This window comes from Picosynechococcus sp. PCC 7002, assembly GCF_963860125.1.
Taxonomy (GTDB): Bacteria; Cyanobacteriota; Cyanobacteriia; order Cyanobacteriales; family MRBY01; genus MRBY01.
Genome location: NZ_CAWLFA010000001.1, coordinates 1537146 through 1558623 on the forward strand (window position 1 = coordinate 1537146; position 21478 = coordinate 1558623).

Below are 21478 nucleotides of genomic sequence, written 5' to 3' on the forward strand. Positions count from 1 at the left end.
TCCGCCGAAAAGGAGTGTCAAAATATAAACATTGTCTTAAATTTTCTCCATGACCCTTGAGTTGATTTCCCTAGAAACCCTGCAAACCCTCGTCACAGAATATGGCTATTGGTCTGTTTTTATCGGCATCGGCCTGGAAAATATGGGTATCCCCCTCCCCGGAGAAGCGTTAACCCTGCTGGGGGGCTTTTTTGCCGGGAGTGGCGAGCTGCAATACCGCTGGGTTTTGTGTGGGGCGATCGCCGGATCATTCATCGGCAATAATATCGGCTACCTGGTGGGAAAGTGGGGTGGGTTGCCGCTGCTCCAGAAAGTAGCCCATTTTTTTAAAATTAGTGACGAAAAGCTCGCCGAAACTAAACAAAAGTTTTTAGAAAATGCTCCTAAAGCTGTTTTTATTGGTCGGTTTATCACCTTTTTTCGGATTTTTGCCGCTCCCTTCGCCGGCATTGTGGGGATGGCCTGGCCGATCTTTCTGTTGTGCAATTTAGCGGGGGCGATCGCCTGGGGAACAGTGACGGTGACACTCCCCTATTTCCTCGGACGCATCATGCCCCTGGCGGATGTGTTGCGGTTCATGGCGAAATTCGGTCTCCTTGTTTTTGCCTTCGTCGCAGCCTGGATTATTGTTCCCCTGTGGTTGGAGTATCGCCCCCGCAACCAACCAGAAAAATAAGCCGCGATAAGCAAGTTTTCGCGTTTACCCCAGCAAGCCGCAATCTGACCAGATTAACTAGCAGAAAAATTGCGCGCTAGTCACCCCTAATGATTCAGTGGATAGTCTCTTAGCTCAAAGCACCACCACAACTCGAGCCACTTCCCGCTGTGCAACCATAACAATAGGGTTTCGTCGCCACCGTTTCAATGACATCTAAGGATTCTGCCTCTAGGAGGTGCCGCACCGTTACCGGTTGGCCGTCGGGAGTGCGGGCTGGGAGAGATTCCATCTGGTTAAAATCACAATCGAAAATATTGCCTTCATAATCCACAGAAAGCTGGCTACGACACATGAGATTAGGCACTGTCGTCCCGTTGTGATGTGCCGCCAAAAAGCTGAGATAGGGTTTATAGAGCGCGTGGGCCTGGAGATAATTTTTTACGCGGCCAATGGGTAAATTTGTGATCGTAAACAGGTGATTAAACTGAATTTGAAAATGGCGTGCTAAATAAGCTTTGTAATCCTGTTCTAGGGCCGCTTGATTGGGCGTGAGGGAAAAGTCTTGGTTTCGGGGCACGGGCGGATTGTAAACTAAATCCAAGACTAGGGCGGGATCTCGACCATAACCCAAGGCATTTAATTTTTGTAGGGCCGCAATGGAATCTTGGTACACTCCCGCACCCCGTTGGCGATCGACGTTATCTTCTAAATAACAGGGCAGGGAAGCCACCACTCGCACCTGATTTTCTGCAAAATAGGTGGGTAAATCTTCGTACCCAGGCACGAAAAAAATGGTTAGGTTTGAGCGCACAATCACATCTTTCCCTGTTTCCCGTGCTGCAGCCACCAGTTGCCTAAACCCATCGTGCATTTCCGGCGCTCCCCCCGTGAGATCCACCGTTTGAATTTGGGGGAAGGTGCGAATCAGTTGGATCAATTGGGCACAAATTTCTGGGCTGAGTGCCTCGGTGCGCTTCGGGCTGGCCTCAACATGGCAATGGGTGCAGGCGAGGTTACATTTTTTGCCGAGGTTAATTTGGAGAGTGTTGATAGGGGTTTTGCTTAGGGGTTGACCCAAGGTTTTCTGAAAAGCGGGGATGGTGGTTTGGGTTGGGGTTTGAACCATGGTGATTGGGATAACAGAACAGGGATGAATTTTTAGTTAACAGCAACTATCGGTGCGACAACAGGCGGCGTCTTCAGTCAGTTGGGTGAGCTGGTAATCTGCGCCCTTGGTCTCCTGGGGATCACGGCGGGCCTCTGGGTGACAGTTAAATGGGGCGGCTGTTTCCAGAGGAATTGCTTGGTAGGGGGCAACGGGGATAAATTGCCCGGCATAGGGGCCATCGGGATTCGTCAGGCGCTGAAAGGTTTGATCGCACACGGCCATTCTTTCACCTCGAAAATAGGTGCGACCCGCATCATCTTGGATCTGCTTCCATGGGCCTTTGTAAATGACGGCTTGGTGCCGTTCGCGACCAATTGCTTTTTCGCCTTTATAGGCCCGGACGGTCATAGAGCGAAATTCGATGCCATCAATAGTCTGCCAGGGTTCAGCCCCGTAATTAAGGATTTCAACGCTAGAAAAACCCGCCGCCTCAAACATTTGCAAAAACTCAGCTTCTAGAAAAGCGCCAGCAATGCAACCACTCCATAGCTCTGGATCATTGAGGATTTTTTCGGTGGGTGGCTCATCACAGACAATATCCGAGATAACGGCGCGGCCCCCTTTTTTCAGAACCCGGTGGATTTCCTGGAACAGTTGTTGTTTATCACGGGGTTTGACGAGGTTTAAAACACAGTTGGAGATCACAAGGTCAATGCTCTCGTCGGCAATTAGGGGGGATGTTGCCCGGAGGCGATCGCCTTCTATTTCATAGCGGGCAATATCTTCTAAGGTGATAATGGGATTTGCCTGGAGCCACGCCTGGAGCGGCTCGAGGGGGAGTTTGAGGTCTTGGATTTTCCCTTTGACAAATTCGGTATTCTGGAAGCCAATTTTCGTGGCGATCGCCCCTTGATATTTGCGGGCGAGATTTAACATCACATCATTAAAATCAACGCCAATCACCTTCCCCGTCGGCCCCACTTTTTGGGCGACCATGTAGCAATTTTTGCCAGCTCCACACCCCAGATCAAGGACGGTATCTCCTGGGATTGCATAGCGAGTCGGATCACCACAGCCGTAATCCTTCGTCAAAATTTCATCGGGAATCACATCCAGATAATGGATATCCTGGTATTCCGTCGGGCAACACAGACTGGGTTCGTGGGTCTGGGCTCCCGCTTGGTAGCGACTGAGAACCGCATTCTCCACATCGTAAGTCGGTGTAATACTTTGTTCGGGCATTGGTGAGTTTTGACCCCAGATCAGCGCGTATGTGTTGATCATCATATCGATGATTTATGAAAATCACCTGAGTCAATGGCGCAAATACAGCTAAATCACCTGAATTTCTCCACCATCGGTTAACCTTTGACCCTATGTTTGCCCCTCGGTTCTTGCCTACAATGGGAAAGAATTTTTAAGTTTAAATGTTGCCTTCCCCCATGACCTCAAACGCTGCCCCCGTTGGAACTGACTTTGATCGTGCCATGATGCAACGCTGTATTACGTTAGCAAAGCAGGCAGCCGGAAAAACCGCCCCCAACCCAATGGTGGGTGCTGTGGTCGTTCAGGATCAAAAAATTATTGGCGAAGGATTTCACCCAGGGGCAGGTCAACCCCATGCAGAGGTGTTTGCGCTCCGGGAGGCAGGGGCAGCGGCTCAAGGGGCAACGCTCTATGTCAGCCTAGAACCCTGTAACCACCACGGCAGAACACCCCCCTGTAGTCAAGCTGTGGTCAAAGCGGGCATCTCTAAGGTCGTAGTCGGCATGGTCGATCCGAATCCTTTAGTGGCAGGGGGCGGTTTAAAAACCCTCACGGATGCGGGCATCGAAGTCGTAACGGGTGTTGAAGAGGCCGCTTGTCGGGCCTTAAATGCGGGTTTTGTTTGGCGGATGGTGCATCAGCGTCCCCTCGGCATTTTGAAGTATGCCATGACCCTCGATGGAAAAATTGCCACAACCACGGGCCACAGTGCTTGGATTACTCACCAGGAAACCCGCAACCAGGTCTATGATCTTCGTTCCCAGTGTGATGCAGTGGTTGTCGGGGGAAATACGGTACGCCTGGATGATCCCTATTTAACGACCCATGGTACCGCTGACCATAATCCTTTGCGCATTGTTGTGAGCCAAACTTTAACCCTGCCCCGCGATCGCCATTTGTGGGATGTGACCGCTGCGCCGACGGTGGTTTTAACCCAGGCCACAGCGAATCCAGAAATGCAGGCTTTCCTCCGGCAACAGGGAGTAGAAGTGGTACACCTTGATCCGGTTTCCCCTGAGGGCGTGATGCAATATCTCTACGACCGGGGGTGTTTGCAGGTGTTGTGGGAATGTGGCGGTACCCTCGCGGCGGCGGCGATCGCCTCTGGCAGTATTCAGAAAGTGATGGCTTTCATCGCCCCGAAAATTATTGGTGGGCAAGGGGCACCGACACCCGTGGGAAATTTGGGTCTGACGCTCATGGACGAGGCGATCACCCTCGAAAATGTTCAACTTCAATCCATCGGCCATGATTTTCTGTTAACAGGCGATCTCCCCAATTTGAAAAAATAATTTGTCGCACTAGGCTTCAGACGAGGCGTAACCAGGCAAATAATTCTGTGGCGGTGAGTTGCCAAGGGGCGATCGCTGGCAAAACGGGAAGCGGATCGTCTTGTTCTTTGAATTCAGCGAGTTTATCAGGGTAAAAAATGGTGACTGAGTAGTCCTCTGGGGCAATGAGCCAACCAAGTTTTGTCCCTTGTTGCAGAGAAAAAAGAATTTTTTCGATGACTCTGGGTGGATTTTGTTCTGGAGAGAGAATTTCAATTACCCAATCTGGGGCAACAGAAAACCGATTTTGGATTTCGCCATTTTCGTCTACAGGAATATTGGCCCACTCGAACACCGCAATATCAGGTACAAGGGAGCGATCGCCGAAGGTACAGCGCAATTCAGGAAAAGCATAGGCTAATTTTTCAGACTGTCCAACGCGATTAATTTCCGCCACTAAACGACCTTGTAATGTGCTGTGCTTTCCTTGGGGCATGGGTTTTTGATGAATTTTCCCGTTGATATATTCACTTGCTGGTTTGGTTTCGGGTAATGCCAAAAACTCAGGCAAAGAATATTGTTGAGATTGTACTGTGGTGATTGTCATTGCAATTTCTCCTATTTACGTAACAAAATATTATTTTCACCATTATTGAAAAGCCATCGCAGCAGTAATAGCTCCAAAACGTCATGAATTTACTCAATAATAATGGCCAATTTATAGAGCAAAACAAAACCACTAGCTTATCAAGTATTATTTGATTTCTATACAATCAGCAAATTCACTGTATATTTCTTGATTAGAATCACGGGTTGCAGCTACTAAAGATCGAAGATTATTAATGGCAGCCTCAATTTCTCCAATATTCTTTAAGCTATTGTCTAATGCAGTATTTAACTGAGTACAGAAGGGTAGTAACTTATCAATAACAAGATTCCAGTTTTCTCTTGCTTGGATGGGAGAGCACTTTTTTCCAAAAGAAACACTGAATAAGTCAGGGATTTTTCGATCTAAAAAGACTTCCAAACAAGAGGAAATGGCATATGTAAACAAATATATTGAACCGCGCTTTCTAAAGAAAGATAATACATTCGACTGAATTGTTGTCAGTTCTTGCTTTTTAATTAATTCTTCCTTCTTAGTCTCAATAGCTTTAACTAATGAATAGGTACAAACTAGATGAGATGCTTTCGTTCTTTCATTAAAATATTTTGAATAAAGTCTATCGTTAATCCAAATACCTGACTTTTTATTATATGCAGTGATTGGATCGCCATGAAAAGCTGCTAATGCCTGGCCTACGGAATAAGAAGCAAGAAGATTTGGTCTACGTCTAATAGCATCACCAGCTCCTCCTCTGCGTCCACCTTCATATTCAGCATCAGGAATTTCTTGCATTTCTGTCTTCAGTCGCTTTTGAATTTTATCAGTACTCCTAAAGTCCGCAGCTTCCACTTTATTTTGACTATTATTGAATTGAATGATTTGCTGAATTAAATCAGGATTTCCCTGATTAATAGCAATAAATCGAGCTTGAACCATTGCACTGTTACCTGGAGGTACTTTCAAAGAGCCGATCGCACCAGTGGTTTGAGCCCCGTTGACTATTGAAAGTCCACTTACAATGATTTTTCGACTTTCACCTTCCTTTACATCATAAGAATGAGTAATAATAGTTAGTCCATTATTATAAACCCAAAAATTTCCAGCATCATTCTCTACTGTATTCTTGATTCCGTTGTTAATGTTGGAGTCGGATGCTCTAGATCCTAGATAGTCTCTAATGTTAGCAGAGAAAATCTTTGTTTGATATTTTCTATATAGTTGGTATAGTTTTTCTGCAGAAACTGCGGTGCAATAAGCTTTCCAATCTTCTCCTTCAATTTCATAGCCAGACTTACAATCGAATGAAATTTCTTCTGTTACAAGTATTGGAGTTTGACATTCTTCGTACCAAGTTTGTAAACAATTTGTTCCAACTTCACAATAAATAACTTGTATTTTTTTCTCGGAAAAACTGCTGTTTAGAGTATTGGAAACTGTCTGTTGCACAGTCTTTAGTTCTTCCTCTACATTTGTTGATTCAGGTAGATTATGAACATACCAAACATATATTTTTTCAACTTCATCTTGTTTTATCGCTTCCCTTAAATTAATGGCGGATGATTTAATTCGCTCAGGGACATCATTGATTTCTCGCTGTAGTAGCCAGCCTATGCCAGTATTTAAATCTGATGCCTTATTTGCAGGAGCTTTATCTTTATCTTTCGACGAAAAATAACACTGTGCAATAACAGCATATTTCTCTTCTTGATTAAGATAAACAATATCAAGCTTTTTGTCATCACTACCATCAGTAACACAATCGGCAGCAACACTAGGAAGATCCTCAAGACCAAATTTCAGTGCTAGCGCAAATAAACCTAAAGCATTATCTTTATATGCGTCCAATTCGTTTATAGACTGATAAGCTGACTGCCAACTGGACATACTTAAAATTTCCTTTTTAAAAAAGTTTACAATGACCGACTGATTCAAAAAACATATTTCATCTTATCAAAAACACAAAAAACTTTAAATATAAAGAAGAAGTCAGGAGAGCGATCACCGTTTATTATTTCTTCGTTAATAGCGGTTTGAGGAATTTACCTGTATAGGATTCTTTGACTTTAATTAAATCCTCCGGTGTACCCGTCGCAATAATCTCTCCACCGCGATCGCCACCCTCTGGCCCTAGATCAATCAGCCAATCACTACAGCGAATCACATCCAAATTATGCTCAATGACGAGGACAGAATTTCCTTTATCCACCAGCCGTTGCAACACATTTAACAGATGATGCACATCGTAAAACGATAAACCCGTCGTTGGTTCGTCAATCAAATAGAGGGTTTTACCCGTTGCCCGCCGCGACAATTCCGAAGCCAGTTTCACCCGTTGTGCTTCTCCGCCGGAGAGGGTCGGTGCTGGTTGTCCCAAGCGAATATAACCCAAGCCCACATCCACCAACGTTTGCAAGCGATTTGCCGCCGTCGTAATATTTTCAAAAACTTCGAGGGCTTCCTCCACCGTCATATTCAACACATCCGAAATGGAATAGCCCTTAAATTTCACCTGAAGCGTTTCACGGTTATAGCGTGCCCCCTTGCATACCTCACACTGCACATAGACATCCGGCAAGAAATTCATCTCGATCACATTTACTCCTTGACCACCACAAGCTTCACACCGTCCGCCTTTCACGTTGAACGAAAACCGTCCTTTTTTATAACCCCTCGTTTTCGCCTCTACAGTCTCGGCAAATAAATTCCGAATCGGATCAAAAATGCCCGTATAGGTCGCTGGATTGGATCGGGGGGTTCTGCCGATGGGAGATTGATCAATGACGATCACCTTATCAATGGATTTTAAGCCTTTGACACCGCCCAACTCCTTGGGAAAAGGCACATTCCGATTGAGGCTATGTTGCAACGCCGGATAAAGCAATTCATTCATCAGGGTCGATTTCCCCGAACCGGAAACCCCCGTCACTGACACCAATTTGCCGAGGGGAATTTCTACGGTGATATTTTTGAGATTATTTTTCGTGCAATTTTCGAGGCGTAATCTGCCGCCGTTGCCTTCCCGTCGCTCTGGGGGCGTGGCGATCGCCCGTCTGCCGGACAGATAAGCGCTGGTGAGGGATTTTTTGTTCTTCAGAAACTTGTCAAAGCTGCCCTGAAAGACGATTTCGCCGCCATGTACCCCCGCTTTTGGCCCAATATCAATAATGTGATCGGCGGTGCGGATCGTGTCCTCGTCATGTTCGACCACAATTAAAGTATTGCCGAGATCCCGCAATTTTTTGAGGGTTTGCAACAGTCGCTCATTGTCCCGCTGGTGGAGGCCGATACTGGGTTCGTCGAGTACATACAACACCCCCGTTAGCCCTGCGCCGATCTGGGTGGCAAGGCGGATGCGCTGGGCTTCGCCGCCGGAGAGGGTCATCGCCGCCCGATCAAGGGTGAGGTAATCCAAGCCGACATCCAGCAGGAATTGTAACCGCGCCCGAATTTCCTTTAGGGCTAATTCCCCGATCAATTTTTGGCGATCGCTCAACTCTAGATTTTCGACCCGTTCGAGACAGTCCCGAATGGCAACGCTGGTCAGTTCATCGATATTATATTGCCCTAAATGCACCGACAAAGCTTCCGGTTTAAGGCGTTTTCCTTGACAAACTTCGCAGGGTTGATTAATTAAATATTTTTCCAGTTTATCTTTGATCGCATCGGAATTTGTATCTTCATAATTGCGTTCTAATAGTTTTAAAATTCCCGAATAATGGCGATAGTAACCTTTGCCACCCCCATAGCGAGATTCCTCCTCAAACCAAATCGGTTCTTCGGTGCCATGGAGTAAAATTTCTTGGTGTTCTTTTTTGAGTTTTTCCCACGGCGTTTGGATCTCAAAACCAAAGTTTTGTCCGAGGTTATACAGCAATGATAAATAATAGGTATTTTCCTTTTCTGACCAAGGGGCGATCGCCGCATAGAGGGGTTGTTTTGGGTCGGGAATGACGAGATCAGGGGAAAAACGGCGATGACTGCCTAGCCCGTGGCAAGCGGGACAAGCGCCATAGGGGGAGTTAAAAGAAAACAAACGGGGGGATAACTCTTCCATGACTGCGCCATGTTCGGGGCAAGCAAAATTTTCGGAAAAAATAATCTGTTCACCCGTCTCAATTAAATCAACAATTGCTGTTCCTTCGGAATGTTTTAAACAGGTACTCAAAGAATCCACTAAACGCTCTTGAATTCCCTCTTTTTTCACCAGACGATCCACCACAATTTCAATGGTGTGATAGTGATTTTTATTGAGGGTGATATTGTCACTGAGTTCACGGGTTTCGCCATTAATTCTCACCCGGGCAAACCCTTCGGCGGCAATACTAGAAAGGGTCTTTTTATGGGTTCCCTTTTGGTGACGCACAATCGGTGCAAGCAACTGAAATTTCGTTCGATCCGGCAATGTCAACACCCGATCACACATCTCATCGATGGTCTGGGGCGCAATCGGGCGATCGCAGTGGGGACAGTGGGGCTCTCCCGCCCGCCCGAAGAGTAACCGCAGATAATCGGCAATTTCCGTGACCGTGCCGACGGTGGAGCGGGGGTTATGGGAGGTGGATTTTTGGTCAATGGAGATCGCTGGACTCAAACCTTCAATCGCGTCCACATCAGGTTTATCCAACTGCCCCAAAAACTGGCGGGCGTAAGCACTGAGGGATTCTACATAACGGCGCTGTCCCTCCGCAAAAATCGTGTCAAACGCTAGGGACGACTTCCCCGAACCCGACACCCCCGTAAACACAATCAACTGGTTACGCGGCAAATCGAGATCCACATTTTTAAGGTTGTGCTGTCTTGCGCCACGGATGCGGATTTGGTCAGATTTGCTCATGGGGGGCGATCGCCAATTTCGAGAAAAGTGCCTAAACATTATAAATAGACCTGTCGAGAATTTCAGAACCCTTTCCAGGCCAGATCCTCAGCAGCAAAACCACAGTTGGGTTTTAAATGAGTCAAAAAGAAAACCACAGCCCGATGCCGTGGTTTCACAGATAACCTAAATGGTTGTGGTGTTAAATCACTATGCTGAGATCAACCTAGAGATTCTCGCTAGTTTCACTAGATGTTTCCAATTCTGCCATTAATGCAGGGGGCACAATCACGGTATCGATCACATGGACAACGCCATTGCTAGCTTCGATATCTGCCATGACAACATTTGCATTGTTGACTTTCACGCCATCATCGAGGGAGATCACCACATCACTACCTTCAACGGTGGTGACAGCCCCAGCACTGAGATCAGTGGACATGACATTACCGCTGACCACGTGGTAGGTCAAAATTTGAGTGAGGATTTCCTTATTTTCAGGGAGTAAAAGGCTTTCGAGCACGCCATCGGGCAGGGCTGCAAAAGCATCATTGGTGGGAGCAAAAACAGTAAAAGGGCCTTCGCCAGCAAGGGTCTCGGCGAGGTCAGCCGCAGAAACTGCCGCTACGAGGGTCGAAAAAGCATCGTTGCTAGCAGCAATGTCCACAATGGTCGGTGCTGTCATTGCCGCTGCGGGTGCAGGCGCTTCAGCCTCGGTCATGGGCTTTGTTTTATCTCCGTAGCTACCATAGTCCCCTGCTTGGGCAACGGTACTAAAGCCAAGGGTGCTACCAAGGGCTAGACTGAGGGCGAGGGTTTTTGTAAAACGCATAGATACTTCCTGTCTGTGAGCGAACAATAAAGTTGTTTCTTTTCGTAGTGTTTTGTAAAGCAAACTTTACAATCCTCCTCACTGTAGCAAGTATTTTTCGTTTTGGCAGGAATTGTCTGGAAAGGTCTATTTATCGGGAAATGGCGGAACTTTCTGGGGAAAACGACAGTCTAAGAACAGCTATTTTTGAAATTTGTTGGCGATACCACAGGCCACAAAGCTTAGAGCAGACTTGACTTTTTAAGAAAGAACACGCAGGGGATAAATCGTCCACATTTGTCCCGTAACCGTGGGGAGATGAATTTTAAAATTACGGCCATCGGTTGCCAGTTTGGTCACAACTGCAAACAAATCGTTCACAAAGGGAGAGACATGGCGGAGGCGATCGCAACCACTTTGTACCAACTTTAAACACCAGTGGCGCAGCATATCATACAAAACTTCGAGGCCAATGTAGATGGCGACTTGCTGGAGTTGACTAAGGTTGAGGGTCAGGGGCGAAAGGCAATAAAGCCAGCATAAGAAACCAAAGATTGCGAAGGTAAGGGCGAGTTTGAGGGAGTGGTGACGGAGAAAAGTAGTGATAATCATCGGACTGGCCTGCTCTGTTGTGGTACTGCTTGATAGTTGCTACGCCCCAGAACAGATGCAGTATTTGGCTACCCACAGCAAAAGCCCCCTAACAGGTTGGCTGTGTTAGGGAGAAGATTGCGCTGGTAGGTCTCAGTCAAGGCAATGATGTGCTTTGTCTCATCACACCACCACCTTGGCGATCGCCTTTTTTAGAAAGAGAAGATGGAGCTTTGGTTTTGGAAGCTATTTTGGAAACTACTGTTGTTGACGCTGTTGCCGAAACCAATTCCCGCACCTGTTTGGCTGGCACCCACCTGGGCAACGCTGGCATTATTGCCAAACCCAAAGGCGTCGGATTGGAGTTGGGTGCTGGATTGACCGAGGTTGTTGTTGACGTTGTTGAAAAAACCATCAGCCACGGCAGTTTGGGAACCAACAATTGTAGACTGGGCGCCGTTGTTACCACCACTAAAGAAGCCGCTTTGATTTTGGAAATTTGATTGGCCCATGGTGTTAGAAGTAGAGTTGCCGACGCCAACAGCGGCACTGGTCTGTTCAGAAATCATCGTGCTACTAGAGACATTATCGGCTTTAGCAGGTTGAGCGATACTCAGAACACCGAGAGCAAGAAAAGCACCAGCGGTAGCAAGTTTGAGGGATTGGGGACGGGAGAAAGCGAAAGTAGTCATGGGTCAGTTACCTGTTGATTGATTGTTGTGTGTTGCCAGGTGATAGTGACCGAAAATTTTGCTTATGCAGTTTTTGAGCGCAACTTTTTTGAAAATCCTTCACCATCAAAGGTTACAACGTTCTTGGTAAAAGCTGGCCATCTGCTTGAATCGTTAAAGGAGTCTCAGGAAAATCCCGCTGGGTTAGTTGTTGCATGCGTTTAATGGCCGTACCCGTGGCATCGTAAAACGGGAACCCTTGGCCGTTGAGACGCACAGGATGAAGTTTCCCCTTCAGAAAACGCCCCTCACTACTCATCGCAACCTCTAAAATGACGCTTTCGGCGAGGGTACTGGCCACTGACAGGGCACCATCGGCGACGAAATTACCGAGGGAATAGGCGATCAAACGGCCTTGGTAAAGTTCCACGGCCCGGAGCACATGGGGGCCATGGCCAACAATCAGATCGGCTCCGGCATCAATCAGAGTCCGAGAAAATTTGTGGAGGTCGCCACGGTTTTCCCCAAAAAACCATTCCGTACCAGGCCGGACGCGATTTGCCCCCGTACCTTCGGCACCAGCATGGACAGAGATCACGATAATGTCGGCTTTGACATCGGCTTCCTTGACCAGAGCGACAGCAGCATCTAGGTCTTGAACCGTATTGTGATATTGGTAAGTGCTAAAACCGATGAGGGCGACGGTGAGGTCTTTGTGTTGGTGGTAATGGATTTGGTTTTTAACGCCAATGGGGGCAATGCCAGTGTCTGTAAGAGTCGTTTGGGTATCTTGAAAGCCTGTTTGTCCGTAGTCGAAGGTGTGGTTATTTGCAATACTGAGGGCTTGGAACCCTGCATCCTTGAGGAGATTGGCGTAGCTAGGGGCCGTCCGAAAAGCAAAGACATTGGGGCGACTGATATCTTTTGCGGCGTAGGGATGATTGGTAAGGGTTGTTTCTAGATTGCCGATAAGGAGGTCACTCCAACCGAGCTGGCCTTCGACCCCGGCAAACATTTGCATTTTCTGTTCGACTTGGGGCGTTTTCGAGTAGCGAGTCCCTGGGGCCATATCCCCAACGGCCTTGAGGGTGATGACGGTCGTTTTTGTTTGGGGGACGGGGGCGATCGCCTTGGCCGCATCGGTGGCAATTGTGGCGAGGGTGCTGTTGCTAATGGCGACGGAAGTGCTGATAAAAGAGACTTGTTGGCGTTGATAATGCCTAAATCCGAGGATGCCAAGGGAAGTGATAATTGTTAGGCCACCTAAACCCCAGGGCAACCAACGGCGCAGGGAAACAGTAGATAAAGGAAACTGTGCCATAGCAACGGACGCAAAAGTACCGCTTTATCGTACTGGATTTTTGGTGCTTCGATGTTTAGGAGACACAGAAAATAAATCACCGGTGGCGATCGCCTTTTTCTTGTCCTGATTCTTAACTCTTAATTGTTGGCGAACTTTTGGGGTCGTTAAAAATGTATTTACCAGCGGGTGTCGAGGTAGAGATTTTGGTCGTTGCGGTAGGTGGGCCGTTGCCAGGGGTTGCGCTGCCAATAGGTGCTGAATTGGGGTGATGAACTAGGCTCTTTTTTCCAAGGCTGTTGCCAATAGGGTTCATATTGCCAAGGGCGACTTTTCTTGCTTTTGAAAGTATTGCTAAAAGAATAAGTATGGTGGCTAGTCGGCCGTCGGTAGTGGGCTGGTTTCCAGGGGCGATCGCCTGGTCGTCGATGGGCGCTAGACCCAGGGTAGCTATGGTAATAGGGCGAGCGGGAGTAGTAGGAATTGCCGTTGATAAAGGTATTGGGGCCAAAGGTCTGGATACTGTATTGATTGCCCCGACCATCTTGGCAGGTGGTATAAAAATCGCTAATCCGGAGACAGGTTCCCTGGGCCGCGACGGGGATCGCCAGACAGGAAATCCCCAGGGCCAAAATTAAAGCTTTCATTGGGTTGATGCAGAGCGCTGAAACTTGCCTTCAGTATAGCCAAAGGAATTTGAATTTCCTGGTGCTTACCAGTTCCATAGGAGCGGATTTTCGTCTAGAGGATCGGTTACTGTCCGCCCGATATGGTCAATGGCTTCGAGATCTTTAGCCGTTAACTCGACATCGATGGCCTGGGCATTGGCGATCGCCTGTTGAGCATTGCGCGCGCCGACGATGGCATTGGTTTGGGGCTGCCGAATCAGCCAGGCGATCGCCAGTTGAGCCAAGGTGCAATTCTTTGTCGTGGCGATCGGTTTCAGGAGTCCGAGGGCCGTTTGTACCCGTTGGTAATTTTCCGGGTCAGCATAAAGACGGTTGTGGGAGCGGTGATCCCCCGCCGCAAACTGGTGATCGGGGCCAAATTTCCCCGTCAGTAGACCCTGGGCCAAGGAAGAATAGGCGAGGATCGAAATCTGCTGGGCCGCACAGAAAGGTTGAATTTCCCGTTCAATGGCCCGCCAAAATAAAGAATAGGGCGGTTGAATGCTATCGATTTGGCCGTGTTCCATCGCTTCCTGGAGTTGCGCCAAGGAAAAATTAGACACACCAATAGCGCGAATTTTGCCCTGTTCTTTCAATTGATTCAGAGCGGCCATGGTTTCAGCGATGGGCACCAGGTCAGAATTCCACGTTCCCGCTGGCCAGTGGATTTGGTACAGATCGATGTAGTCTGTCTGGAGTCTGTTGAGGGAATTTTCGCAGGCGGTGATCACCTGGTCGTGGTGGAGGTGATTGGCAAAGACTTTCGTTAATAGGGTCACTTGATCCCGTTGGGGGGCGATCGCCTCGGCGACCCGACGTTCAGAATCCCCATCGCCATAAATTTCAGCGGTATCGATGGTCGTAATGCCTGCATCTACGGCGGCACGGATCCCGGCCACAATTTCTTGGTCGTCAATATCCGCCCAATTGCGCTTGCCCGCTTGCCAAGTACCGAGAATAATCGGGGTGATTTGGACGGCACTTTGGCCTAGTTGTCTTGTTTTCATAAGCTCGTTTTTCTGGCGGGTCATTGGTTCCACTGTAGCTTGTTCCGCTGGGGAATTAATCTACTCCGTCAGATTCGATAAGCTGGGGGAGCAAGGGTTGGAGGAAAATAAACATGACCATCCAGGAACGTTTGATTTGGTTGCAGGAGCGCACCAGCCTCGGTTGTCTGTCGCTGGAAACCCTAGGGGCGATCGCCACGGCACTCCAAAGGCAAACCCTCCCTCCCCAACAGACCCTCAGCGAGATCGACCAACATCCCCAAGGTTTATACATTTTGATTTCCGGGGAGGTGATCAGCCACAACAGCGCGGCTGCACCAGAGACCAACCCCCTAACCAGAGGCAGTACGATCAATCTGCGGCCTTTACTCCTTAATGAAGCTTCCCAAGAGGCGATCGCCACCGTCACCGCCACAGAAATGTGGTTTATGCCGCGCCAACAGTGGCAAGACCTGATCCAAAACTATCCTGAAATTACCCAGGCCTTTTCCCAGGATCTCGCCCAGGAGCTGGCAGAAGTCGCCCAAGCCCTCCAACAGGAACAGCAACAACAGGAAATTTTGCGCCCCTACCTCGTCACCAAAGCGAAACGGGGGGTTGTGGGGAAAAGTCGCTACGCTAAACGCCTGCGGCAACAAATTCGTGAGGCGGGTACTCATGATCGATCCATTTACATTTTTGGGGAACCGGGTTTAGAAAAAGATAATTTAGCCGCCCTGATCCACTACGGTTCGCCCCGACGCCGACAGCCGATTATTAAAATCGATTGCAGTATTCTCCAAAAAAGTGGTGCTGAACTCTTTGGCCGCACCGATGGCAAAAAAGGTCTCTTGGCATGGCTGGGAAAAGGCACCCTAATTCTCAACAAAATTGAAGAATTGCCCCCGGAACTGATCGATAAAGTCGCCACGTTAATCGAAACCCAGACCTATACCCCCATCAGTCGCCCCGGTGATCCAGAACCTGTCCCCCAACAAACGGCGGCAAAATTGGTGGCGATCGCCGAACGACAACTTCCTGCTGTGGCCCGCCATTTTTCCGAAACGATCAAGGTGCCACCGCTGCGGGTTCGCAAAGCAGATCTAGCGGCCCAGGTGGAATATTACACCAGCTTATTTTGCCGGGCGAAGGGCCTCGATAAACCGACCCTCACCCCCGAAGCCCTCCGTCGTCTCCAGTCCTACGACTTTCCGAACAATATCCGCGAGTTGCAAAACTTGGTAGAACGGGCCATTGTCCAATCGGATCAGGGGTCGATGCTCACCGAAGAAATTTTTTGGTCAGCCCAGGGGAAACAAAAACGATTTCGCCTCAATTTACTCAATGCCTACCCTGCCTTCCGGCGTTTTCTCCGGAGCCCTTGGTGGCCCGACCGCATTAACTATGGTTTTACGGCGATCGCCTTTCCATTAATTATTGCTGTTCTATTTCTCGCCCCCCAAACCCGCGACCAAAACTTTGCGTTGAATTTCTTTTGGGCTTGGTGGTGGCCCCTGGTGCTTCTCGCTTTTCCCTTTGTCGGTCGTCTTTGGTGTGCCGTTTGTCCGTTTATGATCTACGGGGAAATTACCCAGAAAATCACCACCGAACTCCTAAAGCGCGACCTCAAACCCTGGCCGCGTCAGCAGGCAGAAAAATGGGGCGGTTGGTTTCTCTTTGGCTTATTTGCCCTGATTTTCCTCTGGGAAGAACTGTGGGATTTACAAAATACGGCTTATCTTTCGGCTTGGTTGCTGATTATTATTACTGCCGGGGCGATGATCTGCTCGGCGATCTTTGAGCGGCGGTTTTGGTGTCGCTATCTTTGTCCCATCGGCGGCATGAATGGCCTCTTTGCGAAACTCTCGATGACGGAGTTGCGGGCGCAACAGGGCACTTGTTCGGCGGAATGTAGCACCTATCAATGCTATAAAGGCGGCCCCCAAAAGGGTGAAGGCTTAGAAACAGCAGGCTGTCCCCTCTATTCCCACCCGGCCCAACTGGAGGACAACCGCGATTGTGTACTGTGCATGACCTGTCTTAAGGCTTGTCCCCATCGATCAGTAGCGGTAAATCTACGCCCCCCAGCCATTGAACTGTGGACAACCCACCGCCCCCGCACCTATGAAGTCGCTCTTTTACTATTACTCCTGGGGGGAATCTTTCTCCATCGGCTGCCAGAAATTAACCAAATCCTGGGTTTAAATTTAGACCTCAGTCAATTTTGGCCCCACCTGGGATTGGCGATCGCCGCCTTGGGAGTACCCGCTGGAGTAGTCCTATTAACAGGGGCTGTGGTGCAATTTTTAAACTCTCCCCCCAAGGCAAAACCCTTTTTACAACTGGCCTATGGTTATCTACCCTTGGTTTTGGGGGGGAGCCTCGCCCATTATCTCCGTCTCGGTTTAGGGGAAGCCGGTCAAATTTTACCCGTAACCATGGCCACCTTCGGTCTCCAGGGCAGCACCTTGCCGATTGTTGTCGCCCATCCCGCCGTGATTGCCTTTCTCCAGGGTTCAACCCTCGTCTTCGGGACGCTCTGTACTTTTGTGCTCACGAAAAAAATGAGTAAACAATCCTGGCGATCGCTGTTGCCCCAGTACCTAACAAGTCTCGGTCTCGCCTGGGCGATGGCTCAGATTATTGTCGGTTTGTAACAGATTTTTGTTACAAAACCCCAGGGCTTAACACCATTTTTTCAACCGTTATTGCTCTACCCCGATCCCCTGAAAGGATTGGGGTTACTACTGTTTGGGGCAAATAGGACTTTGATGGCTCACACCCCAGAAAAATATTTTTTCGTCAATAACTTGCAATATTTGTTTACATTTTGTTATATTTATTCATGTAAGCAAGCACGAGGTTCCCTCAATGGCTACTGGTTATACTTCCAACGAATTCGGTCAACTCAACAGCTTTGCAATCGAGCCTGAAGTCTACGTTGATACAGAACATACCGCCGGCTGGACAGCCTACGCCGAAAAGTTAAATGGCCGCCTGGCAATGATTGGTTTTGTGGCGCTCATCGCAACGGAATTGATTGGTGGCGATACCCTGATCAATCTCTTGTTCCAACTCTAATTTTTTAGTTTTTTCCCAGTTATTTGTCGTTTTACGAGGCTAGTTGCAATGTTTGGTTCCCTGGTTATCTTGATTCGCAAAGTCATGGGTACAGCCCGTTTTAACAAAACTCGTGGTAAGGTCATTGGTCTTCATTGCAAGACAATCACCAACTTTTGCAACACCGTCGGCCTCGACGCAAAAACGCGACAAAATCTAATTCGCCTCGCGAAATCCAATGGCCACCGCCTAGGTTTCATGGCCTAAACTCCGTTGCATTCTTAGGTACTCACTATGTCCCGTCAACCAATCACCAAAAAACAAACCCCAGCTTCTCAAAATGCGGGTATTGTTGCGATTCTCTTTTTCCTAGCTGGTGCGCCCCACATCTACAGTTTTCTCAAACGACGTTCCCAGCAGGGGGCAAGTCTTGGGGCCTTAGGGATGAAGATCTTAGGGTTGCTCGGGACGGGTACCATCGGGGCGATCGCCGTGAATGCCTTCTAGGGTTATCTGTAATTTTCTACAAGTTTGTCCAAGTTTTATTCTCCTCTACACGAGCAATCGTGATCATCAACTCTAAAACTCCGGTGGGATGGGGTTTTAGAGTTTTTTATGGGAGAGATTAAAAGGCGTTCTCAATGAATATGGAGAGTTATGCCTTGAACTGGGCGATCGCCTTTTGCACCGCACTTTGAAACTCATGCCAGGACTTCTGACAGCCTTCAGCCAGTTCTTGCCAGGCATTATCTGTGCTGTGTTTTAGGTGATTGACCTGTTCTTGCAACTTAACTTTTTGGGATTCGAGGGTGGCAATGTTCGCCTCAAAAGCAGATCTCGCTTCCGCCTTGGCAAGATTAGCTTGGAGCTTTAATTCATCGATATTCCGAGAGGCTTCGTCAATTTGCTGATGTAGCTGGGTGACTAGCTCGTCTTTGTTGCTGGGTAAATTCATCGTTTTCTCCTCTTGTTCGACTTCGCTTCAATTGTTGATCAAGGCTGGGTAAACAAAGTCCGCTTATTTGCTGAAATTTGTTCCGTCGTGGTCAGATAGCGCTGTGCAGATCGCTCCACACTAAATCAAGTATAGAAAAAATATTGAAGTTTTTGGTTGTTCTGAGCCAAATTTTCATGTCAGGCTGATTCGTTTTAAATATGACTCCAGAAAGTGCGCCGGGCCTGTATTTTTCCTAGGGGTTGATTGTTTCGTTGTAGGGGAGAAATTCATAAAAAATCGATAAATTCAGGTTAACAACTTGTCATCGAAGTCTTCAATGAGCCAGGAAATAGCCTTAAGAAATCTTAATCTTGTCTTTCGGGTTTTTGTCGGCAATTGCCTTGCGGCTTTCGAATTTATGTCACAAAAAATGTAACCATCGTTGAGGCCAGAAAAATCCTGTTTAAGCTGGGGGCATTAGTAAACGAGAAAAACTTTTTTGGCTTGGGATCGTCGGTGTAAATAAATCTCCGAATTTTAAATCTGTTGAAGTCAGAAGGTTATCGGCAAAGGTGTGATGATGAACAAAAAATTAGTTGGCAATTGTTTAATGATCGCTGGGGCGATCGCCCTTGGGGGAATTGGCATTTCACGACAGTTACCACCGGCCACCAGCCAAGGGGTTTGTCGGAATACGAATGATTTAAGCGCCGTTGATGCAACCCGTATTGTTAAGTTCGAGCAATTTGGTATCCAACTGGAAATTCCCCGAAATTTCCGGACGATGCTCCGCAATGATGGCAGCATTTCAATCCTCAGGCCGGGAGATTTTAATTTGATTCGTTGCCTTGCCCAAGGAACCCCCGTGCTAGGGACAGATGCCATTTATCCCCAGACCCTCCGGCGGCAACCCAACCCCCAAAATTTAACCCTCCAAGAGTTTGCCCAGGGGCGCACCGTGGGGCCAAATCCGAAGGTCAGTCGGGCATCAATTAATGGCATTGATGTGGTTTTTGCGGAAATTCAAAGCCAGTTTGATGTGGCCTATGGTTGGTACGAAGCGCCGGATGTGCCGGGGATCGTTGAGGTGCAAAGCGTGAACAAGGCGTCTTTGGTGAATTTATTTGATCAGGCGACGTTATTGGCCCAGACGAGCGAGCCACTCCTATTTGCTAACAACCAGGGGGCGGCCCAAGATCCGCTCATGGTGGCTTTGGCAACGGCAAAAGGCCTTGGTTACACTCCAGAGAGTTTTCGGGTCAGCATCGAACGACAAAACGATACGGTGGAAAACCCCCAACGCTCTACGGTGACGATCACCCAAGAAGGTCTGTTGGATGATTCGGTGCGGGGGCAACGGTTTACGATTTCCCTCAATAAAAATGCCAATGGCACCTGGACGGTCAGCGATCGCCAAGTGACCTGGCGCTGTCAACCGGGTCGGGGTTCCCAGACCTATTCTGCGCAACTCTGTCTCTAGCGTTTTTTTTGGCTGGAATGTTTGACTGAAATTTAAAGTGATTACCCAGGAGCCCTGCCCACCATGCAAAAATTTTACTATTACACCCTCCCCGCCACGGCCTTTGTTTTCAGTGCGATCGCCGCCTATCAGTTTTTTGGGAACCGCACCACCGCCAGTATTCAGCCCTCGCCGCCCCAACCGGGCTTTGGTGCTGTTTTAAAACAAACCCCAACTGAACCTGAGCCGAGTCTTCCTACCCCAGAGCCAGGGATCACTCCACCAATCCCCGTGGCGATCGCCCGCACGGTGACTGGATCGGAAAAAGCCAGTATTTTTCAGCGGGTGGTGGATCAGCAAGCCAGCCTTGGCCTCTGCCTGGACAACGATAATTTGGCTGCGAATCTCGATGATGCGGCGGTGTATCAACAGGGCGAAGATCAATATTTGGTGAGTGTGCTGTGCTTTATGGCGGCCTACCAAGGAGCCTATGAGTTTGTTTATGTTGACGGTGAAACCATCACCCATTCCCGCTTGGCCCTCGCTGGCTTTCCCACCTTTGACCCAGAAACTAGCGTTCTCAGCAATGGCTATAAATTTAACGGCGCAGGAACTTGCCTAGAGGACTCTGAATATTATTGGGATGGCTATAGCCTGCGGCTTGTCTCTGCTAGTTTGATCGATGGCGTCCCCAATGGCTGTGCGGATCTCGGCGTGCGATCGCCCAGTGCAGATTATCTAATTACCGCCGAGGGGGTCGGGCCTGCCCGTCTAGGAATGACTTTTAGAGAGTTCAAAGCCCAACTTCCCGAAGCGGCCACCTTGGAAGCCGTGCCTTTGGGGGTTGATCTGCCCACCGGCTGGCAAGTAAATCTCTATGGCGCAGCCCAGTTTGTGGTGGCCTTTGATGGGGACAGTGGTGACAATCTCCCCGGTGACCAGGACAAAATTATTCGGATTATGGTGGACAATCCCAGCTACCGTACCGCGGCAGGAGTTGGCCCTGGCACTCTCCTATCCGAGGCGATCGCCGCCTATGGCCCTGCAACCCTCAGCTACAGCACAGAAAATGAAAGTCGAGAATTGATTCAATTTGCCGACTCCCCTTTCAACACTGACCAAACATCCTGGCTCTTTTTCCGCTCGAATCAATGGACCCTAAGCGATTACGCAGGTATTTATCCTGATCGCCAAGACAGCTATCAAACGACCACCCAATACGAAGACCATGCCGCCATCGGCTCCATTTGGCTGACCCAATATTGATTGAGG

General features: G+C 48.5%; 20 protein-coding genes. 8 read left to right on the forward strand and 12 right to left on the reverse strand.

The genetic code is table 11. The annotated features are described in order from the left end of the window. The first annotated feature begins 49 nt into the window (after nucleotides 1–49). Nucleotides 50–676: a DedA family protein gene (locus AACQ84_RS07450; protein WP_012307076.1), complete on the forward strand. Its 627-nt coding sequence runs from the start codon at nucleotides 50–52 to the stop codon at nucleotides 674–676. 109 nt (nucleotides 677–785) lie between these two features. Here AACQ84_RS07450 and arsS read toward each other — a convergent pair whose 3' ends face one another. Beyond that, nucleotides 786–1784: an arsenosugar biosynthesis radical SAM (seleno)protein ArsS gene (gene arsS, locus AACQ84_RS07455; protein WP_012307077.1), complete on the reverse strand. Its 999-nt coding sequence runs from the start codon at nucleotides 1782–1784 to the stop codon at nucleotides 786–788. Between the two features lie 36 nt (nucleotides 1785–1820). Beyond that, nucleotides 1821–3008, reverse strand: coding sequence for a methyltransferase domain-containing protein (locus AACQ84_RS07460; RefSeq protein ID WP_012307078.1), 1188 nt, complete (start codon nucleotides 3006–3008; stop codon nucleotides 1821–1823). A gap of 200 nt (nucleotides 3009–3208) precedes the next feature. Between AACQ84_RS07460 and ribD the strand changes: the two genes are divergently transcribed. Continuing rightward, on the forward strand, nucleotides 3209–4324 hold the full coding sequence (ribD, locus tag AACQ84_RS07465; RefSeq protein WP_012307079.1) for a bifunctional diaminohydroxyphosphoribosylaminopyrimidine deaminase/5-amino-6-(5-phosphoribosylamino)uracil reductase RibD: 1116 nt from the start codon (nucleotides 3209–3211) through the stop codon (nucleotides 4322–4324). 16 nt (nucleotides 4325–4340) lie between these two features. Here the strand turns inward: ribD and AACQ84_RS07470 are convergent, their stop codons facing one another. The 9 genes from AACQ84_RS07470 to AACQ84_RS07510 form a co-directional block, all read right to left on the reverse strand. Continuing rightward, nucleotides 4341–4910 carry a Uma2 family endonuclease gene (locus AACQ84_RS07470; protein WP_012307080.1) on the reverse strand — a complete coding sequence of 190 codons (570 nt, stop codon included), beginning with the start codon at nucleotides 4908–4910 and terminating at the stop codon, nucleotides 4341–4343. A 147-nt stretch (nucleotides 4911–5057) separates the two neighbouring features. Further along, a complete protein-coding gene (locus AACQ84_RS07475; RefSeq protein ID WP_012307081.1) occupies nucleotides 5058–6794 on the reverse strand; it encodes an AIPR family protein in 1737 nt (578 codons plus the stop codon). 124 nt (nucleotides 6795–6918) lie between these two features. After that, nucleotides 6919–9744, reverse strand: a complete 2826-nt coding sequence (gene uvrA, locus AACQ84_RS07480; RefSeq protein WP_012307082.1) for an excinuclease ABC subunit UvrA — start codon at nucleotides 9742–9744, stop codon at nucleotides 6919–6921. 205 nt (nucleotides 9745–9949) lie between these two features. Next, a complete protein-coding gene (locus AACQ84_RS07485; RefSeq protein ID WP_012307083.1) occupies nucleotides 9950–10555 on the reverse strand; it encodes a fasciclin domain-containing protein in 606 nt (201 codons plus the stop codon). Between the two features lie 240 nt (nucleotides 10556–10795). After that, a complete protein-coding gene (locus tag AACQ84_RS07490) occupies nucleotides 10796–11146 on the reverse strand; it encodes a hypothetical protein (RefSeq protein ID WP_012307084.1) in 351 nt (116 codons plus the stop codon). Nucleotides 11147–11337: 191 nt separating this feature from the next. Then, a complete protein-coding gene (locus AACQ84_RS07495; RefSeq protein ID WP_012307085.1) occupies nucleotides 11338–11817 on the reverse strand; it encodes a hypothetical protein in 480 nt (159 codons plus the stop codon). 112 nt (nucleotides 11818–11929) lie between these two features. Next, the gene (locus tag AACQ84_RS07500; RefSeq protein ID WP_143589349.1) at nucleotides 11930–13117 is read right to left on the reverse strand and encodes a CapA family protein; all 1188 of its coding nucleotides are present in this window, start codon (nucleotides 13115–13117) and stop codon (nucleotides 11930–11932) included. Nucleotides 13118–13275: 158 nt separating this feature from the next. Continuing rightward, complete coding sequence (locus AACQ84_RS07505; protein ID WP_012307087.1) at nucleotides 13276–13743, reverse strand: hypothetical protein; 468 nt, start codon at nucleotides 13741–13743, stop codon at nucleotides 13276–13278. A 65-nt stretch (nucleotides 13744–13808) separates the two neighbouring features. After that, nucleotides 13809–14771, reverse strand: coding sequence for an aldo/keto reductase (locus AACQ84_RS07510; RefSeq protein WP_012307088.1), 963 nt, complete (start codon nucleotides 14769–14771; stop codon nucleotides 13809–13811). 113 nt (nucleotides 14772–14884) lie between these two features. Between AACQ84_RS07510 and AACQ84_RS07515 the strand changes: the two genes are divergently transcribed. The 4 genes from AACQ84_RS07515 (at nucleotide 14885) to AACQ84_RS07530 (ending at nucleotide 18317) form a co-directional block, all read left to right on the forward strand. Continuing rightward, nucleotides 14885–17407 (forward strand): sigma 54-interacting transcriptional regulator, encoded by a 2523-nt coding sequence (locus AACQ84_RS07515; protein ID WP_012307089.1) that lies wholly within the window; start codon nucleotides 14885–14887, stop codon nucleotides 17405–17407. A 214-nt stretch (nucleotides 17408–17621) separates the two neighbouring features. Then, nucleotides 17622–17831, forward strand: coding sequence for a chlorophyll a/b-binding protein (locus AACQ84_RS07520; protein WP_012307090.1), 210 nt, complete (start codon nucleotides 17622–17624; stop codon nucleotides 17829–17831). A gap of 48 nt (nucleotides 17832–17879) precedes the next feature. Then, nucleotides 17880–18077: a cyclic electron transport protein PGR5 gene (pgr5, locus tag AACQ84_RS07525; protein WP_012307091.1), complete on the forward strand. Its 198-nt coding sequence runs from the start codon at nucleotides 17880–17882 to the stop codon at nucleotides 18075–18077. Between the two features lie 27 nt (nucleotides 18078–18104). Further along, a complete protein-coding gene (locus AACQ84_RS07530; RefSeq protein ID WP_041443487.1) occupies nucleotides 18105–18317 on the forward strand; it encodes a hypothetical protein in 213 nt (70 codons plus the stop codon). Nucleotides 18318–18465: 148 nt separating this feature from the next. On the opposite strand, the gene AACQ84_RS07535 is transcribed toward AACQ84_RS07530, so the two are convergent. Next, the gene (locus tag AACQ84_RS07535) at nucleotides 18466–18765 is read right to left on the reverse strand and encodes a hypothetical protein (protein ID WP_012307092.1); all 300 of its coding nucleotides are present in this window, start codon (nucleotides 18763–18765) and stop codon (nucleotides 18466–18468) included. A 559-nt stretch (nucleotides 18766–19324) separates the two neighbouring features. Here AACQ84_RS07535 and AACQ84_RS07540 point away from each other — a divergent pair. Beyond that, a complete protein-coding gene (locus AACQ84_RS07540) occupies nucleotides 19325–20227 on the forward strand; it encodes a hypothetical protein (protein ID WP_012307093.1) in 903 nt (300 codons plus the stop codon). Nucleotides 20228–20290: 63 nt separating this feature from the next. Continuing rightward, nucleotides 20291–21472 (forward strand): DUF1176 domain-containing protein, encoded by a 1182-nt coding sequence (locus AACQ84_RS07545; protein ID WP_012307094.1) that lies wholly within the window; start codon nucleotides 20291–20293, stop codon nucleotides 21470–21472. Nucleotides 21473–21478 lie beyond the last annotated feature (6 nt).

Bases quoted from the DNA above. Each gene is read 5' to 3' on its own strand.
- AACQ84_RS07520 (WP_012307090.1), top strand. From the start codon at position 17,622: ATGGCTACTGGTTATACTTCCAACGAATTCGGTCAACTCAACAGCTTT.
- AACQ84_RS07460 (WP_012307078.1), bottom strand. From the start codon at position 3,008: ATGCCCGAACAAAGTATTACACCGACTTACGATGTGGAGAATGCGGTT.
- AACQ84_RS07450 (WP_012307076.1), top strand. From the start codon at position 50: ATGACCCTTGAGTTGATTTCCCTAGAAACCCTGCAAACCCTCGTCACA.
- AACQ84_RS07500 (WP_143589349.1), bottom strand. From the start codon at position 13,117: ATGGCACAGTTTCCTTTATCTACTGTTTCCCTGCGCCGTTGGTTGCCC.
- AACQ84_RS07505 (WP_012307087.1), bottom strand. From the start codon at position 13,743: ATGAAAGCTTTAATTTTGGCCCTGGGGATTTCCTGTCTGGCGATCCCC.
- AACQ84_RS07490 (WP_012307084.1), bottom strand. From the start codon at position 11,146: ATGATTATCACTACTTTTCTCCGTCACCACTCCCTCAAACTCGCCCTT.
- AACQ84_RS07510 (WP_012307088.1), bottom strand. From the start codon at position 14,771: ATGAAAACAAGACAACTAGGCCAAAGTGCCGTCCAAATCACCCCGATT.
- AACQ84_RS07535 (WP_012307092.1), bottom strand. From the start codon at position 18,765: ATGAATTTACCCAGCAACAAAGACGAGCTAGTCACCCAGCTACATCAG.
- AACQ84_RS07475 (WP_012307081.1), bottom strand. From the start codon at position 6,794: ATGTCCAGTTGGCAGTCAGCTTATCAGTCTATAAACGAATTGGACGCA.
- AACQ84_RS07530 (WP_041443487.1), top strand. From the start codon at position 18,105: ATGTCCCGTCAACCAATCACCAAAAAACAAACCCCAGCTTCTCAAAAT.
- AACQ84_RS07540 (WP_012307093.1), top strand. From the start codon at position 19,325: ATGATGAACAAAAAATTAGTTGGCAATTGTTTAATGATCGCTGGGGCG.
- AACQ84_RS07485 (WP_012307083.1), bottom strand. From the start codon at position 10,555: ATGCGTTTTACAAAAACCCTCGCCCTCAGTCTAGCCCTTGGTAGCACC.
- pgr5 (WP_012307091.1), top strand. From the start codon at position 17,880: ATGTTTGGTTCCCTGGTTATCTTGATTCGCAAAGTCATGGGTACAGCC.
- ribD (WP_012307079.1), top strand. From the start codon at position 3,209: ATGACCTCAAACGCTGCCCCCGTTGGAACTGACTTTGATCGTGCCATG.
- AACQ84_RS07495 (WP_012307085.1), bottom strand. From the start codon at position 11,817: ATGACTACTTTCGCTTTCTCCCGTCCCCAATCCCTCAAACTTGCTACC.
- AACQ84_RS07515 (WP_012307089.1), top strand. From the start codon at position 14,885: ATGACCATCCAGGAACGTTTGATTTGGTTGCAGGAGCGCACCAGCCTC.
- uvrA (WP_012307082.1), bottom strand. From the start codon at position 9,744: ATGAGCAAATCTGACCAAATCCGCATCCGTGGCGCAAGACAGCACAAC.
- AACQ84_RS07470 (WP_012307080.1), bottom strand. From the start codon at position 4,910: ATGACAATCACCACAGTACAATCTCAACAATATTCTTTGCCTGAGTTT.
- arsS (WP_012307077.1), bottom strand. From the start codon at position 1,784: ATGGTTCAAACCCCAACCCAAACCACCATCCCCGCTTTTCAGAAAACC.
- AACQ84_RS07545 (WP_012307094.1), top strand. From the start codon at position 20,291: ATGCAAAAATTTTACTATTACACCCTCCCCGCCACGGCCTTTGTTTTC.